This is a genomic window from Pseudodesulfovibrio sp. 7M6 (assembly GCF_050058625.1).
GTDB classification, from domain to species: Bacteria; Desulfobacterota; Desulfovibrionia; order Desulfovibrionales; family Desulfovibrionaceae; genus Pseudodesulfovibrio; species Pseudodesulfovibrio salinus.
Map to the genome: position 1 here is coordinate 1,445,806 of NZ_CP188816.1, position 14,581 is coordinate 1,460,386.

At 54.9% G+C, this 14,581-nt stretch carries 15 protein-coding genes; 5 read left to right on the top strand and 10 right to left on the bottom strand.

The genetic code is table 11. The features are described from left to right. Position 1 precedes the first annotated feature (1 nt). Complete coding sequence (gene tmk / locus ACI0FG_RS06860; protein ID WP_419787802.1) at positions 2–643, bottom strand: dTMP kinase; 642 nt, start codon at positions 641–643, stop codon at positions 2–4. Further along, complete coding sequence (locus ACI0FG_RS06865; protein WP_419787803.1) at positions 619–1,641, bottom strand: 3'-5' exoribonuclease YhaM family protein; 1,023 nt, start codon at positions 1,639–1,641, stop codon at positions 619–621. Before ACI0FG_RS06865 ends, tmk begins: the two co-directional genes overlap by 25 nt. A 139-nt stretch (positions 1,642–1,780) precedes the next feature. On the opposite strand from ACI0FG_RS06865, the gene surE reads away from it, so the two are divergent. The 3 genes from surE (at position 1,781) to ACI0FG_RS06880 (ending at position 5,073) form a co-directional block, all read left to right on the top strand. Next, positions 1,781–2,533 (top strand): 5'/3'-nucleotidase SurE, encoded by a 753-nt coding sequence (gene surE, locus ACI0FG_RS06870; RefSeq protein WP_419787804.1) that lies wholly within the window; start codon positions 1,781–1,783, stop codon positions 2,531–2,533. Between the two features lie 88 nt (positions 2,534–2,621). Then, positions 2,622–3,605 carry a type I glyceraldehyde-3-phosphate dehydrogenase gene (gene gap, locus ACI0FG_RS06875; RefSeq protein WP_419787805.1) on the top strand — a complete coding sequence of 328 codons (984 nt, stop codon included), beginning with the start codon at positions 2,622–2,624 and terminating at the stop codon, positions 3,603–3,605. 217 nt (positions 3,606–3,822) lie between these two features. Next, complete coding sequence (locus ACI0FG_RS06880; RefSeq protein ID WP_419787806.1) at positions 3,823–5,073, top strand: EAL and HDOD domain-containing protein; 1,251 nt, start codon at positions 3,823–3,825, stop codon at positions 5,071–5,073. 74 nt (positions 5,074–5,147) lie between these two features. On the opposite strand, the gene cimA is transcribed toward ACI0FG_RS06880, so the two are convergent. The 7 genes from cimA to ACI0FG_RS06915 are packed head-to-tail and all read right to left on the bottom strand — an operon-like array spanning position 5,148 to position 11,603. Further along, positions 5,148–6,746, bottom strand: coding sequence for a citramalate synthase (cimA, locus tag ACI0FG_RS06885; RefSeq protein ID WP_419787807.1), 1,599 nt, complete (start codon positions 6,744–6,746; stop codon positions 5,148–5,150). Then, positions 6,746–7,978 carry an aspartate kinase gene (locus tag ACI0FG_RS06890; RefSeq protein WP_419787808.1) on the bottom strand — a complete coding sequence of 411 codons (1,233 nt, stop codon included), beginning with the start codon at positions 7,976–7,978 and terminating at the stop codon, positions 6,746–6,748. Before ACI0FG_RS06890 ends, cimA begins: the two co-directional genes overlap by 1 nt. Continuing rightward, positions 7,975–8,481 (bottom strand): tRNA (adenosine(37)-N6)-threonylcarbamoyltransferase complex ATPase subunit type 1 TsaE, encoded by a 507-nt coding sequence (locus ACI0FG_RS06895; protein ID WP_419787809.1) that lies wholly within the window; start codon positions 8,479–8,481, stop codon positions 7,975–7,977. The genes ACI0FG_RS06890 and ACI0FG_RS06895 overlap by 4 nt, the downstream gene beginning before the upstream one ends. Before the next feature lie 12 nt (positions 8,482–8,493). Further along, positions 8,494–8,943 carry a CBS domain-containing protein gene (locus ACI0FG_RS06900; RefSeq protein WP_419787810.1) on the bottom strand — a complete coding sequence of 150 codons (450 nt, stop codon included), beginning with the start codon at positions 8,941–8,943 and terminating at the stop codon, positions 8,494–8,496. After that, positions 8,937–10,472, bottom strand: coding sequence for an NAD(P)H-hydrate dehydratase (locus ACI0FG_RS06905; RefSeq protein ID WP_419787811.1), 1,536 nt, complete (start codon positions 10,470–10,472; stop codon positions 8,937–8,939). Before ACI0FG_RS06905 ends, ACI0FG_RS06900 begins: the two co-directional genes overlap by 7 nt. Positions 10,473–10,496: 24 nt before the next feature. Beyond that, complete coding sequence (locus ACI0FG_RS06910) at positions 10,497–10,868, bottom strand: holo-[acyl-carrier-protein] synthase (protein WP_419787812.1); 372 nt, start codon at positions 10,866–10,868, stop codon at positions 10,497–10,499. A gap of 9 nt (positions 10,869–10,877) precedes the next feature. Continuing rightward, on the bottom strand, positions 10,878–11,603 hold the full coding sequence (locus tag ACI0FG_RS06915) for a pyridoxine 5'-phosphate synthase (protein ID WP_419787813.1): 726 nt from the start codon (positions 11,601–11,603) through the stop codon (positions 10,878–10,880). Between the two features lie 191 nt (positions 11,604–11,794). Here ACI0FG_RS06915 and ACI0FG_RS06920 point away from each other — a divergent pair, with 191 nt between their 5' ends. After that, positions 11,795–13,132, top strand: a complete 1,338-nt coding sequence (locus ACI0FG_RS06920; protein WP_419787814.1) for a UDP-glucose dehydrogenase family protein — start codon at positions 11,795–11,797, stop codon at positions 13,130–13,132. Between the two features lie 72 nt (positions 13,133–13,204). Here the strand turns inward: ACI0FG_RS06920 and ACI0FG_RS06925 are convergent, their stop codons facing one another. Continuing rightward, positions 13,205–13,420, bottom strand: coding sequence for a hypothetical protein (locus ACI0FG_RS06925; protein ID WP_419787815.1), 216 nt, complete (start codon positions 13,418–13,420; stop codon positions 13,205–13,207). A gap of 400 nt (positions 13,421–13,820) precedes the next feature. Between ACI0FG_RS06925 and ACI0FG_RS06930 the strand changes: the two genes are divergently transcribed. Further along, positions 13,821–14,462: a peroxiredoxin gene (locus ACI0FG_RS06930; RefSeq protein WP_419787816.1), complete on the top strand. Its 642-nt coding sequence runs from the start codon at positions 13,821–13,823 to the stop codon at positions 14,460–14,462. Positions 14,463–14,581 lie beyond the last annotated feature (119 nt).

The window sequence follows — 14,581 nt, forward strand, 5'->3', positions numbered from 1 at the left end:
ACTATTCCTTGCTGTCCAGGGTGGCTTCAATGGCCGCACGGATGCGTTCGAAGACCTCATCGGGCGATGCTGCGGCGTTGATGACTCTGATGCGGTCGCGGTTGATGGCCGCCCAGGTCAGATAGCCTTCGCGGATGCGTTTGTGAAAATTCATGTGCTCGGCCTCAAACCGGCCTTCCTCCTTGGCGACTCCCTGCTCCAGGTTCCGGAGCGTGGCCCTTTTGAGGCCGATCTCGGGATCAATGTCCAGAATGATGGTCAGATCGGGCCACATTCCTTCCACGGCAACTTCGTTGAGTTGTTTCAGCGTCTTGGTGTCCAATCCTCGTCCGTAGCCCTGATAGACGATGGTGGAATCCGCGAATCGGTCGCAGAGTACGACTTTGTCGTCCTCCAGCGCGGGGCGGATCACTTGGGACACATGCTGGGCACGGTCCGCCAGATACAGGAATAGCTCGGTGACCGGGGTGAGGTCCTTGTTGTCCACATGCAGGAGCATCTTGCGCAGTTCCTTGCCCACGCGGCTGCCGCCGGGTTCCCTTGTGAGAAAGACTTCGCGTCCCTTGGACTCGAAATATTCCTTTACCTTGGTAACCTGGGTGGTCTTGCCTGTTCCCTCTATGCCTTCAAAGGTAATAAACATTGGTTCTCCGGCTTATCGTTTTTCTTTTTGTTTCCGTCGGGTGTGGCCGGTGCGCGGAAGACGCTACGTTCCAGAAAACGCAGGTAGGGCGACCATTCCTGGCCGTTCTTGTCCATCTCGTCGTATGCCTGGTCGATGATGTTCAGCTTGGCGTCAATGTTGTCCGCAAAGTGGAGAATGAAGGCCTCCGGGGTCATGGGGCGTACCGGAGAGCCGAACTCATGTTCGCCGTGGTGGCTGAGGATGAGGTGCTTGAGATGGAGTTTGAGACTGTCATCAAGCCCTCTGGCCTTGCGCAGGAAAGGTTCGAGCACTTCCTGCCCGATGAGAATATGGCCCATCAGGCGGCCCTGGTCTGTATAGTCGTTGGCCAAACCGCCAGAGAGTTCCCATGCCTTGCCCAGATCATGAAAGATGGCACCCGCCAGAATCACCTGCCGGTCGAGGTTGGGGTAGACATCGCAGAGGGCCATGCAGGCACGGGCGACATGGAGCGTATGCTCCAGCAGGCCGCCGACATAGGCGTGGTGGACTGTCTTGGCACCGGGAGCAACCAGCAGGCGTTGCCGGATTTCCTCGTCCCCCAGCACCTTGCGGCAGAATGATTTCCACGGCGTATGCCTCATGTATTGGGTGACCATGTCTTCCACCGACTCCAGCAGGTCTTCCGGCGGAATCTTTGTGGTGGGCAGGAAGTCCGCGAGGTCCACATCGGTCACATCCAGCAGGAACAGGTTGTCCACCTTGAGTTGTAGGCGGTCTCGGAAATTTTCCACGAATCCCTGGGCGCGGCATATGGTGCCCGGTTCGAGTACAGGGTACTCCTGACTTTTGGGGCTCCAGATTTTGCCGTCCAGCGTTCCCGTTGCATCCTGAAATGTCAGGTTCCAGTAAGGACCATTGCGTGATTGAGCCTGATTGGCCTTGCTCAAGATGAAGGTGTCGTCCACGGACATACCGGGGGTGAGATCCCGGACATATAGCGACTTTCTTGCCACGAATCTTGCCATTGGGTTGCGGTTATTGTACTTCGCCCCTAACTTACGGAGCGCAAAGGAGCGGAGAGCGGGGCCTGCCCGCTTCCATGTTATGAACCTGATTTCACTTGGATTGTCAAATCCTGCCTAGGAGTGACCGATGAACATACTGCTTGCCAACGATGACGGCATCCAGGCCGTGGGCCTTCGCGCGCTGTACCATGCCTTGGTGGAGGCCGGGCATACGGTGCATGTGGTGGCTCCGGTGACCGAACAGTCCGCGGTGGGGCACGCCGTCACCCTGTCCATGCCGGTTCGGGTCAAGGAATTTAGGGAAGACGGCTTCCAAGGCAAAGGGGTCTACGGCACGCCGGTGGATTGCGTCAAGCTCGGGCTCTCGACATTGCTGAATGAAAAGCCGGATTTGGTCCTTTCCGGAATCAATGCTGGGGCCAATGTCGGGGTGGATATTCTCTATTCCGGCACGGTCTCGGCCGCCACGGAAGGGGCGCTCATGGAGATTCCGTCCATGGCGGTTTCCATGGATGATTTCAATCCCGCGGATTTGAGCGGGCAGGCCCGTTACACGGCGGACTTGTTGCCCAAAATCCCATGGGGCTCCTTGCCGCCCAAGTGCGTGCTTAATTTGAATTTCCCCAAACGTTCCGTGGAGGATGCGCTTGATCTGGCGGTTTGTCCGCACACCCGGGCCTCCTACACGGATTGTTATGATACCCGCCAGGACCCCCGGGGCCGTCCCTATTACTGGCTTGACGGGGCCATCCCGCCTGAGCGCATCAGTCCTGATCGGGACCGGGCGCTCCTTACTCTAGGCCATATAACACTCACTCCCTTGCGCTTTGATTTTACGGATAGTGAAACTCTAACACTTTTGAACCAAAATTTGGGGTAATCCCGTTGACGGATTCCCCCGGCAAACGTATTCTTGATAGCATTGGACTATGCCAGAAAGGAAAAAAGAACCATCAGGAGGCTCTGACATGGCGACGAAAATAGGACTGAATGGATTTGGACGCATTGGTCGGTATATGGCCCGACTGCTCGCTGAAGACAACGACCTTGAACTGGTCGCAGTCAATGCCCGGGCCTCAAACGAGGACTTGGCACATTTGCTCAAATACGATTCGGTCCATGGCCGTTTCCCTGATGTTGAGCCGACCGACGATGGATTTATGGTGAAAGGCAAACCCGTGACCGTTACCCGCAATGCGCCGGGCGAGTGGACCTGGGGTGACCTCGGGTGTGATATCGTCATCGAGTCCACCGGCAAGTTTACCGATCGGGAATCCTGCAACAAGCATCTTGCCTGCGGTGCCAAGAAGGTCATTGTCTCCGCTCCGGCCAAGAACCCGGACAATACCATCGTCGTGGGCGTCAATGACGGCACGCTGACGGCAGACCAGGACGTTGTTTCCAATGCCTCCTGCACCACCAACTGCCTGGCACCCGCCGCCAAGGTCCTGAATGATGCTTTCGGCATTAAGCACGGCATCATGACCACCGTGCATTCCTATACCATGAGCCAGCGCATCCTTGACGGCTCACATAAGGATCTGCGCCGGGCGCGTGCCTGTGCCGTGAATATGGTGCCGACCACCACCGGAGCCGCCAAGGCGGTGGGGCTGGTCATTCCCGAACTCAATGGCCTGCTGGATGGTATGTCCATCCGGGTCCCAACGCCCAATGTCTCTCTTGTTGATCTGGTCTGCGAGGTTGAGAAATCCACGACGCCGGAAGAAGTTAATGCGGCCCTGAGGGCAGCGGCAGACGAATCCATGGGCTACACTGAGGAGCCCTTGGTTTCCGTGGACTTCATGGGGTCGACGTTTGGTGGTGTTGTGGATGCCGGACTGACAAGGGTCATGGACGGCACCATGGTCAAGATCATCGTCTGGTACGACAATGAGGCTGGTTTTACCAATCAGTTGCTTCGACTTACTCACAAGGTTGCAGCTTTTCTGTAATCTTCATTGAAACGAATCATATGAACTGCCCGCCCTGAGCGGGCAGTTTTTTTGGGGGGGGGCTGGGTAGTATCCCTTTGATGTTTTTCATTCGCAGATTGGAATAAGACTATTTTACAAAGTGGGAAAACGACCTGTAATTCTTTACTCTATTTTATAGATGGTCTAACATTGGTAGCCAGAAAGGGGGAACTCTCCCCATTTGGAGGCCTTGGTCATGATGTGTGACGCTGATGATCCGGTGGAAATGACCGGACAGGCGGTGATTGTTCGACAACCCATTTTTACGCGCGACAAGGATATATGGGGCTACGAGCTGCTCTCAAGCGGCTCGGTTGAACATGATGTTGCTTCTGAGCTTACCTTGTCCGAGGTGGTTCGGGACTACCGCAATTACATATCCAGTCTGCCGTCTCCCATAGCAGGCAAAAAAATACTCATGAGGGTGTCCGACTCTCTCAGAGTGACTGCGGACGATGCCATTTGTGGAGAAGAGTGCGCCTTCTGGTTCGATCCCAAGATGGTGGATCATCCCGGGTATGAGTCGCTTGTGCAGGAACTGAGTCGTGATGGCGGGACGCTCGTCATGGAGGACAGCCTGGATCCTTCCCGGGCAGACCTGTTTCGAGGCGGTGTGATCATTCGGGTTTCCCTGGCGGAAAAAACGCCTCCTGAAATCGTTAATATCAGAAACAAGTTCAAGGGAATAGATTGCGATTTTTTGGCTGTTGACGTCGATAGCTGGGAAGCTTTCGAAGGCTCGCGAGCCTTGGGCTTTTCCTATTTTCAAGGTCCTTTTTTTTCCTTGCCGGAGACGGAAACCGCCACGTCCCTTCCTGCCAATTCGGTTTCCAAATTGAAGCTGTTGCGTGAATTGGGAAATCCCGATTGCGAAGTGAATGTCCTTGCAGACATTATTTCATCCGATATTTCTCTCAGTTACCGTATCCTTAAATATATGAATTCAGCGTCCTTGGGGATTCGGAACAAGATCACTTCCATTGCTCAGGCTGTGTCGCTGCTAGGACTGAACGAGGTACGCCACTGGTCCATGGTTGTGGTGATGACTGATCTGGATTCGACGCCAAGAGGGGAGGAGTTATCCTACCTTGCATTGCAGCGTGGGCGTTTTCTGAACAAGCTTGCCGAGTCCATGCCGAATCTCGAACTGGATCCGGATACCATGTTTCTGCTGGGCCTTTTTTCAAAGTTGGATGCGCTGTTGTCCTGCCCTATGGAGCAAGCTCTTAAGCATATTCTGCTGGATGACCGTATCAAGGATGCCCTGTGTGGCAGGCTTAATGAATTTAGAGACTGGCTGCTTCTGCTGCAAGCTGTGGAAATTGGTCATTGGAAAGAGGCCAATGAGATTTTGGTTCGTTACGGGGCGTGCTTGACCCGCACTGCAACCCAATACATGCAGGCTTCCAGCTGGGCGGCAAAGTTGTTGCCTGAGTTGACACATTAAGTTTTCAATTTGGAATAAAAAAAGGCCGGACAGTCTCAGACTGTCCGGCCTTTTTTACAGATGCAGGTGCTGGATCAGGCCAGACCGTTGCGCTGGTCGTCGCGCAGCAGCTTGTAATTGATGGAATCAACCAGAGCCTGCCAGCTTGCTTCGATAATGTTGTGGGATACTCCCATGGTGGTCCAGCGCTCGAATTTGTCACCCGATTCAATAAGGACACGGACAAAGGAGGCTGTGCCCCCGGTGTCTCGCACCGCGCCGGAAAGAACGCGTACCTTGAAGTCCATCAGCCGAACGGCTCCAAGGGAAGGGTAGAAACGTTCCAGACCCTTGCGCAGTGCGCGGTCCAGGGCGTTGACGGGGCCGAGGCCCGTGGCCGCCGTATGTTCCATCTGTCCTTTGACGTCGACTATGACAGTGGCCTCGGTCATGGGCTCGGCATCTTCCTCGCGTTTGGCGTCCAACACAAAAAAATGGCGGAAATGGAAGTAGTCGATCGGCTTGCCCAGCGCTTCCCGCAGGATCAATTCAAAGGAGGCATCGGCAACGGAATATTCATAGCCCATACTTTCCTTGATTTTGACTTCCTTGAGGAGTTTGTCCACCGTGGAGTCGTTTTTTCCCAGCTCGTAGCCCAGCTCCCGGGCCTTGAACAGGATGTTGCTGCGACCGGCCTGGTCGGACTGGAGAACGCGTCTGGCATTTCCTACGCTTTCAGGTGTTATGTGTTCATAGGTCCGTGCATCCTTGAGGATGGCGCTGACATGGATGCCGCCTTTGTGGGCAAAGGCGGAAGCGCCTACAAAGGGTTGCCGCATGAACGGACGCAGGTTGGCTGTCTCACTGATGAAATGGGAAACGCCGGTGAGTCGTTCAAGATTGTCCTGGCCGATAGTCTCTATCCCCAGTTTCAATTCCAGGTTGGGAATGACCGAGCAGAGGTTGGCATTGCCGCACCGTTCGCCATACCCGTTAAAGGTTCCCTGAACCTGTGATGCGCCGAGACGCACTGCTTCCAGGGAGTTGGCTACAGCCAGTTCGCCGTCGTTGTGGGCATGGATACCGATTGCGGCATCGGGGATGGCCTGAATTACGGCATTTACGGCCTGTCCCAATTCCGTTGGGAGTGTGCCGCCGTTGGTGTCACAAAGGACAAGCCGCGCCGCTCCAGCCTCATGCGCCGCGCGTAGGGCCGCAAGGGCGTATTCCGGGTTGTTTTTGTAGCCGTCGAAGAAGTGTTCGGCATCGAAAATCACTTCGTCCCTACGCTCGGCAAGGTAGCCGATGCTGTTGGCTATGAGTTCGAGGTTTCGCTCCAGAGAAATGCCAAGAGCCGTTGTGGCGTGCATATCCCAGGTCTTTCCGAAAATGGTGATGACCGGGGTCTCGGCCTCCAGCAGGGCGGCCAGATTGGCATCTTTTTGAGGGGTGCTTTTTGCCAGGTGTGTGGACCCGAAGGCCGCCAGCTTGGCATTTTTGAACGCGGTCTTTTTGACGGTATCGAAAAACTTACGATCCGTCGGGTTCGATCCGGGCCAACCGGCTTCGATGTAGTGGACGCCGAGCTCATCAAGCTTGCGGGCTATGCAGAGTTTATCCTCGCAGGTAAGATTCAGTTCCTCGGCCTGTCCTCCATCGCGGAGAGTAGTGTCATATATAGTTACTTTTCTCATTATTTCTCAACTGGTTCCGCCTGGTCCAAATGGAAGGCGTCGTGAAGCGTGCGCACGGCCAACTCCGTGTATCGGTCGTCGATCAGGCAGGTGACCTTGATCTCGGACGTGCTGATCATCAGAATATTGATATTCTCATCGGCAAGCGCCTGGAATGCCTTGGAGGCCACTCCAGAGTGGTTACGCATGCCGACGCCGATAATCGACACCTTGGCGACGTTGAGATCGCTGGTTAGTTCCTCGTAGCCGATTTCATATTTCAGCTTTTCGAGCGTGTTGATGGTCTGTTTCACGTCACTGCGGGGAACGGTGAAAGTCATGTCCGTCTTGCCGTCCTTGCTCGGATTCTGGACGATCATGTCCACCAGAACCTTTTTCTCGGCCAGGGGGGAGAAAATCTGGGCAGAGACACCCGGCTGGTCAATGACATGCACCAGGGTAATCTGGGCCTGGTCCTTGTCGTATGCGATGCCGGAAACGGTGACGGATTCCATGGTTTCATCCTCCTGCGTGACTATGGTGCCCTGCTCATCGGAAAAAGTGGAGCGGACATGAACGGTTACGTTGTATTTTTTGGCAAATTCGACGGAGCGTATCTGAAGGACCTTGGCACCCATGCTGGCCATTTCCAGCATTTCATCATAGGCGATGCGGTTAATCTTTCGCGCGTCTGGACACATGTTCGGGTCGGTCGTGAATACGCCGGTGACATCGGTGTATATTTCGCATACTTCCGCATTCAGCGCCGCAGCCATGGCAACGGCCGAAGTGTCGGACCCACCGCGTCCCAAGGTGGTAATTCGTTTGTCTTCGGTGACGCCCTGAAATCCGGCCACCACAAGGATGTCGTATTCCTGGAGCATGTCTATCAGGCTCTGGCTGTCGATGTTCGTGATGCGCGCTTTGCCGAAGGAACAGTCGGTCTGCACCGGCGCCTGGAATCCCAGGACGGAGCGGCATTTGACGCCCTGCTGTTTGAGCAGCATGGCGAAGAGGGCGCAGGAAATCTGTTCGCCCGTGGATACCATGCTGTCCGCCTCGGCGGGATCAGGGCATTCCGACCATTCGCAGGCCAGGGAAAGCAGTCGGTTGGTTTCTCCGCTCATGGCGGAAAGAACCACGATAACCTTGTTGCCCTCACGGTAGGGGCGAAGGACTTTTTGCATGACCTGGCGCTGGCATTCGAGATTACGCACCGAGGTCCCACCGAATTTCTGTACGACGATGTTCATTGTTCTTGTGTGTCTTGCCTGTACGGTTTGAGTTTTTCCTCAAGGCTTGCCGCCAAGGCTCCCGTCGCATCCCCCAGAACATCCAGGGTGAGGCGGCGGCCGGAATCGGCTGGCAGCCAGCTGAGGAGGATCGCGCTGCCGGGCCATAATTTATGGTCCAGGTATTCGATCCACTCTATCACGACCAGTGTTGCCGGGTCTTCCAAGTATTCGAACAGGGAATCGTCCGGTGTCACGCCTTCGAGTCTGTACAGGTCGAAGTGAGCCACTTGCGGCGCAGTCGGATAGAGGTTGAATATATTGAAGCTCGGGCTCGACACTTCCGCCATGTCCGCGCCCGGCAAAGATTCCACCAACCCTCTGACCAACGTGGTTTTGCCCGATCCGAGCCCTCCTTGCAAGAGCAAAGAGGGCACCGGAGCGGCATTGGCCAGTACCCCGGCCAAAATCCGGCCCAGAGAGACAGTGTCCGCTGATGTGTTGAGGTGCAGATTGATGGACATCGGATACCCCTGCTATTTCTTCAAGAGGGTGTTGAGAACATCTTCCTTGCCCACTACTCCGACAAGCCTGCCGCCTTCAACAACGGGCAGTGTGTAGAGCTTTTCGTTTGTCATCATGGTGGCGATGTCTTCAATGCTTGTGTCGGGCTCGATGAAGGTCGGGGCCGGGGTCATTGCGTCGCCAACCTTGAGGGCTGCGATTTTCTGCATTTCACGCTCCATTTCTTCGGGCGAGGACAGGGGGATGACACCGTCCAGCAGTGTGAAAAAGGAGGGAAGGGTCACCTTTTTTTGTTGGGCCACGAGGTCGGACTGGCAGAGCACGCCGACGACCTGGCCGTCATCCACAACCGGGGCGCCGTTGATCTTGTTGTCGAGCAGTACCTTCAGCGCTGCCGAGATTTCGGTTTCCGGGGTGAGGGTAATGCAGTCCGTGGTCATGATGTCCTTGGCTGTCAGCATGCGCTATACTCCTTTGCCGCCATGGGCAGCATATGTGCGATTTCCGAGGCGATATTGCCGCGAAGTGGAAAGTTTTCCTTAAGCATGTGCCCGGCGAGACCATGCCAGTACACGCCTATGCAGGCAGCTTGCAACTGCCCCAGCCCCTGGCTGAGCAGGGTCCCGAGCAGGCCGGAGAGTACGTCTCCCGAGCCGCCCACAGCCAGATTCGGTTCTGCGAACGGACTGAGGCAGGTAGTGGAACGGTCGGCAACCAGGGTGCCGGCTCCCTTGAGAATGAGTGTGGCCGGGCAAAGGCGGACGAAATGATCTATGGCTGCGAAACGGTCTGCCTGAACTTGTGCCGTTGTCGTGTTCAGCATTCTGGCCATTTCGCCAGGGTGCGGTGTTACGATGGTTGTAGGCGGCAGGTCGGCGAGGAGTTCCGGGTACTCCGCCAGTGCGTAAAGGGCGTCGGCATCCAGCACGGTGCGGCAGGAACAGTGGGGCACGCAGGTCTTTATGAACCGGGTGGCTCCGGAGCCCCGCCCCAGGCCGGGACCTATGACCAGGGCATCCACCCCCTCGGCGCGTTCCAGAAGTTTGTCGGTCATGTCCGGCGTCCATTCCGTTCCCTTGCCAAGCGGCAGGGTCATTATTTCCGGCGCGCCGCCTTTGATGCTGTCCGCCAAACCGGCGGGGCAGGCCACGGTGACCAGACCGGCCCCGCTGCGCAAAGCTCCCAGGGCCGCAAGATGCGGGGCACCCGTCAGCCCGGGGGAGCCTCCGGCAATGAGCACACGACCGGCGCTTCCCTTATGCATGGCATAGTTTGGGGTAGGAATGGCGTTCATGGCCGTTTGGGAAATGAGTTGAAATTTTGTGGGATGCGCCTCCATGGCAACCAGCGTGATGCCTATGGGGCGGATGAAGAGTTCCCCGGTGAAGCCTGATGCTCCAGGCAAGGCCATTCCGAGTTTCGCAGCCTGAAAGGTAACCGTGGCATCCGCCATTACGGCTTCGGGACAGGGGAAGCCTGTGTAGCCGTTCAATCCCGAAGGAATATCCACCGAAAGGACGAAGGCTCGCTCCCCCAATCGGTTGATGGCGTGTACCAATTTCAGGAAAGCCGGGCTCAATTCGCCGTCGAATCCGGTGCCGAGAAGTCCATCCACAATGATATCGGGTTGCGGCAGAATATCCGGGTCCGCATCATCGAGATGAATGGCGGTTACTCCAACGGCTTTGGCCCAATTCAGGTTGGTTCCGGCGTCGCCTGAATATCGTGAGGCAGGCTTGGAGTGGTAGATGATGACTTCCGCTCCGTGCTCATGGAGTTGGCGAGCCAGTGCAAAGGCGTCGCCTCCGTTGTTTCCTGAGCCCGCAAAGCAATAGGCAACAGCTCCGTCCACCGGGCCGAACGCATCGCGGAGTACGTCGAACGATTCACGACTGGCGGCTTCCATCAGTGCCAGGCCGGGAATCCCTGAGTTAATAGTATCCCTGTCCCACGAAGCCATTTCGGCAGGAGTAGGCAATGGTAACAGCATGGAGCCCCCTTGGTTTCGGTGTGGCTATTCCAATACCACTGTGGCGGCAGCGGTGTCACGGGAGTGGGTCAGTGACACATGAGCTCTGGTAACTCCCAACTCGTCGCAGACCTCGAGGCCCCTGCCCAGAAAACGTATCTCCGGCTTGCCGGAGGGCGCGTGCAGGACCTCGATGCATTTGTGATGAACCCCTTGGGCAAATCCTGTTCCCAGCGCTTTTACGGCCGCTTCTTTTGCTGCAAACAAGGCGGCCAGGCGTGGGACAGGATTTCTCTCGGGCAGCTGCTCCAATTCGCCCTCGGTGAGGATCTTGCGAGCGAAGCGACTGCCATGGTTCTCCCAAATGGATTGGATGCGGTCCAGTTCTGTCAGGTCGATGCCAATGCCTTTGATCACCACGAATTCCTAGTCTGCAAACGTGCGGATGAGGCCAGCCATGTCACGCACGGCTTGGTCCAGGCCCACGTATATGGCCCGGGCCATGATGGAGTGGCCTATCGAATACTCGCTTATGCCGGAAACATCCTTGAAAGCCAATATATTTCGATAATTCAAACCATGTCCCAGGTTGACCTTGAGTCCCAACTGTTTGGCCATTTTGATGCCTTCGAGAATAAAAGTCAGTTCCTGCTGCCGCTTTTCGATGGCCTTGGCGTCCGCATAATGGCCGGTATGGATTTCGATGAACTCCGCACCGATGGCCTTGGCAGCCCTGATCTGGTTGGGATCGGCGTCGATAAACAGGGACGCTCGAATGCCTTTTTCATGAAGTGGGGCGAGAAATTCCGCCAATTCCTTTTCGCGGCCAACGCAGTTCAGGCCACCTTCCGTGGTCAGTTCCTGCCGTTTTTCCGGAACTAGGCAGACCATTTCCGGCATGACCTTGAGGGCTATGGCCTGCATTTCGTCAGTGGCGGCCATTTCCAGATGCAAACGGGTATTGCAGGTCAGTTTGATCAGCTCCACATCGCGGTCCTGAATGTGTCTGCGGTCTTCTCGCAGATGGACGATAATGCCGGTAGCCCCTGCTATTTCAGCCATATAGGCGGCGGTAACGGGTTCGGGTTCGATGCCCCTTCGGGCCTGTCTGAGAGTTGCCACGTGGTCCACGTTGACGACAAGTACCGGCATGAATTGCGCTCCAGGTTGATGATGAAGAAATATCGTCATATATTAAGCAAAGTTGACCGGGTTGGCAACTCTGTCACTGCCTGGGTTGGCAACCCCTTACGATAATTGTTACAAGTTGACACCAAAAGCGGACTAGGGGTATCGGCTACCCCTGGATCGGAACCCAACTTCAATATTGGAGACATATAATAATGAATGTATGCATTGTCGGCACCGGCTACGTCGGATTGGTATCCGCAGCCTGTTTTGCTGAAATGGGCAACAATGTTTATTGCGTTGACGTCAATCCCAAAGTTGTCGAGACGTTGAAAAGTGGCAAGGTCCATATTTACGAGCCTGGTCTTGAAGACATCGTAAAACGCAATACCGCCCAGGGCCGTCTGCTGTTTACCACGGAATTGGCGGAGGGCATGGCCGACGCGCGTGTCGTTTTCATAACAGTTGGTACGCCTCAGCGTGAAGACGGCAGCTGTGACCTGCGTTATGTGGAAGCCGTTGCGAGGGAAGTGGGCCAGCGCATGACTTCTCCCAAAATCGTTGTGGACAAATCCACGGTACCCGTGGGCACGGCGGATCATGTGCGCAGCATTATCGCCGAAGAGTTGGCTACGCGTGGTGAGGATATCGATTTCGATGTGGTCTCCAATCCCGAGTTTCTCAAAGAGGGCGACGCGGTCAACGATTTTATGAAGCCGGACCGGGTTGTCGTGGGCACCGGAGATGAGAAATCGGCTGCAATACTTCGCGATCTGTATTCCCCCTTTGCCCGCAGCCGCGAAAAGCTCATCGTCATGGGCGTGCGCAGTGCGGAGATGACCAAGTATGCAGCCAACTGCATGCTGGCTACAAAGATATCCTTCATCAATGAAGTGGCGAATATTTGCGAGAAGGTCGGCGCCGATGTATCTGAGGTGCGCGCGGGAATAGGTTCGGACAGCCGTATAGGTTACAGCTTCATTTACCCCGGCGTGGGCTATGGCGGATCCTGTTTTCCCAAGGACGTTAAGGCGCTCATTGATACGGCCCATGAGAATGGCTACGAGGCCCGGCTGATCAAGGCTGTGGATACTGTCAATAACGCCCAGAAACTTGTGCTGGCGGAGAAGATCCGTGAGTACTTCGAGCCGCAGGGCGGAGTGGAGGGCAAGACCCTGGCCATATGGGGCATTGCCTTCAAGGCCAACACGGACGATATTCGTGAGGCTTCCGCCACGCAGGTAATAAAGGACCTGACCGCTCGTGGTATGAAGGTCCGCGCCTTTGACCCCGTTGCCAATGATCGTGCGCGGGAGGAGATAGGCCATCTGGAGAATTTGTCCATCGAGGACGACGCGTACGCCGTGTTGGATGGTGCGGATGCCCTGGCCGTCATTACGGATTGGAACCAGTTTCGTGATCCTGACTTTGACCGCATCAAGGATCTGCTCAAAACACCTTTGATTTTTGACGGGCGGAACTTGTATGTTCCTTCCCGCATGGGCGAGGCTGGGTTCGCCTATTTCAGCATCGGGCGCAAACCAGTTGCCTAAGGCTGAAAATGGAAAAGTAAAAGCCCCCCGGTCAGTGACCGGGGGGCTTTTTTTGTGCAATAAAATTCAATATTAATACTGACCCTTACAACATGTTCTGTACTGCAGTTCCTGCAGAATTACGCGTTCGTATTCAGGGTTGTAATCGACATCCGTGGCTTCGTCCTGGTCCAGCATCTTGGCAAGCTGCTGCGTTTCCTCCCAAAAGTCGAGCAATTCATCATCGGCAAGACTTTTTATCTGTTCTTCCAAAGAGCCCTGATCGGAGAAGGGAGCGTACTGACCCATGTGCAAGGCCATCCTTTTAGTGAAAATGTTCAAAAAAAACAATCTGCTAGATGCAAATTGGTTTTTACATTAGTCCTTTATCCTTTACGCGTCAATAAAACTGTGGCGGTTCAAACGCAAAATAAGCGCCCGGAAGTCGTCAATGTGTTTATTTTTTGTTACAATAGAACCAAAAACCTTTTGTTTTGACATTTAGCCGCCTTGAAAGTGTAGGTGAAGTTGTAAGTGATAAAAATTATCATTTTTCTTGCTATCGACTAGCGCTTTGTGTAATTGGTTTCAAAGCGGCAATGATTCCCATTATCGACAAACAAAACTCAACTGTCGAGATTCAATTGGAAAAATCAACCGCCCACCGAGTTCTTGTGCCGGTGGGACCTCAGCCAAAAGGAGAAAGAAAATGGAAAACAGTTTCCCTCTCATCGGCGAAAAATTCCCCGAAATGACCGTTACAACCACTCAAGGCCAGGTAAATCTTCCGGGAGATTATGCGGGCAAGTGGTTCATTCTTTTCTCTCACCCGGCGGACTTTACGCCTGTTTGCACTACGGAATTCGTGGCTTTTCAGAAACGTTATGCTGATTTCAAAGCGCTCAATTGCGAACTTATAGGCCTGTCCATCGATCAGGTCTTTTCTCATATCAAGTGGGTAGAGTGGATTGAGGAAAAACTCGGCGTGAAGATCGAATTTCCGATCATTGCTGACGATCAGGGCGCAATAGCGAAGAAGATGGGCATGCTTCATGAGGCCAAAGGGACCAATACGGTCCGTGCCGTATTTATCATGGACGACAAAGGGGTGGTTCGTACCATCTTCTACTACCCCCAGGAGTTGGGACGCAACATGGATGAGCTTCTGCGAGCGGTCAAGGCTCTGCAAACATCAGACGGCAACGGTGTTGCCATGCCTGCCGGATGGCCCAATAATGAATTGATTCAGGATCAGGTCATCATTCCGCCAGCGGCAGACGTCGCTAGTGCCAAGACCCGCCTTGACGAATACGATGGTTTCGACTGGTGGTTCTGCTACCGTAAATTGTAGGTAATTGAGCCTGGAAGCAGCAGACTTTAGGTAAATATCAAGGGAGGATGCCGCGAGGCGTCCTCCCTTCTTTGTTTTTGATGCCGGGGGCGGGCCAAGCTCGCTTTGGCTTCGCCTGT

Bases quoted from the DNA above. Each gene is read 5' to 3' on its own strand.
- ACI0FG_RS06930 (WP_419787816.1), top strand. From the start codon at position 13,821: ATGGAAAACAGTTTCCCTCTCATCGGCGAAAAATTCCCCGAAATGACC.
- surE (WP_419787804.1), top strand. From the start codon at position 1,781: ATGAACATACTGCTTGCCAACGATGACGGCATCCAGGCCGTGGGCCTT.
- ACI0FG_RS06905 (WP_419787811.1), bottom strand. From the start codon at position 10,472: ATGCTGTTACCATTGCCTACTCCTGCCGAAATGGCTTCGTGGGACAGG.
- ACI0FG_RS06925 (WP_419787815.1), bottom strand. From the start codon at position 13,420: ATGGGTCAGTACGCTCCCTTCTCCGATCAGGGCTCTTTGGAAGAACAG.
- ACI0FG_RS06890 (WP_419787808.1), bottom strand. From the start codon at position 7,978: ATGAACATCGTCGTACAGAAATTCGGTGGGACCTCGGTGCGTAATCTC.
- gap (WP_419787805.1), top strand. From the start codon at position 2,622: ATGGCGACGAAAATAGGACTGAATGGATTTGGACGCATTGGTCGGTAT.
- ACI0FG_RS06900 (WP_419787810.1), bottom strand. From the start codon at position 8,943: ATGCTGACAGCCAAGGACATCATGACCACGGACTGCATTACCCTCACC.
- ACI0FG_RS06920 (WP_419787814.1), top strand. From the start codon at position 11,795: ATGAATGTATGCATTGTCGGCACCGGCTACGTCGGATTGGTATCCGCA.
- ACI0FG_RS06880 (WP_419787806.1), top strand. From the start codon at position 3,823: ATGATGTGTGACGCTGATGATCCGGTGGAAATGACCGGACAGGCGGTG.
- ACI0FG_RS06895 (WP_419787809.1), bottom strand. From the start codon at position 8,481: ATGTCCATCAATCTGCACCTCAACACATCAGCGGACACTGTCTCTCTG.
- cimA (WP_419787807.1), bottom strand. From the start codon at position 6,746: ATGAGAAAAGTAACTATATATGACACTACTCTCCGCGATGGAGGACAG.
- ACI0FG_RS06915 (WP_419787813.1), bottom strand. From the start codon at position 11,603: ATGCCGGTACTTGTCGTCAACGTGGACCACGTGGCAACTCTCAGACAG.
- tmk (WP_419787802.1), bottom strand. From the start codon at position 643: ATGTTTATTACCTTTGAAGGCATAGAGGGAACAGGCAAGACCACCCAG.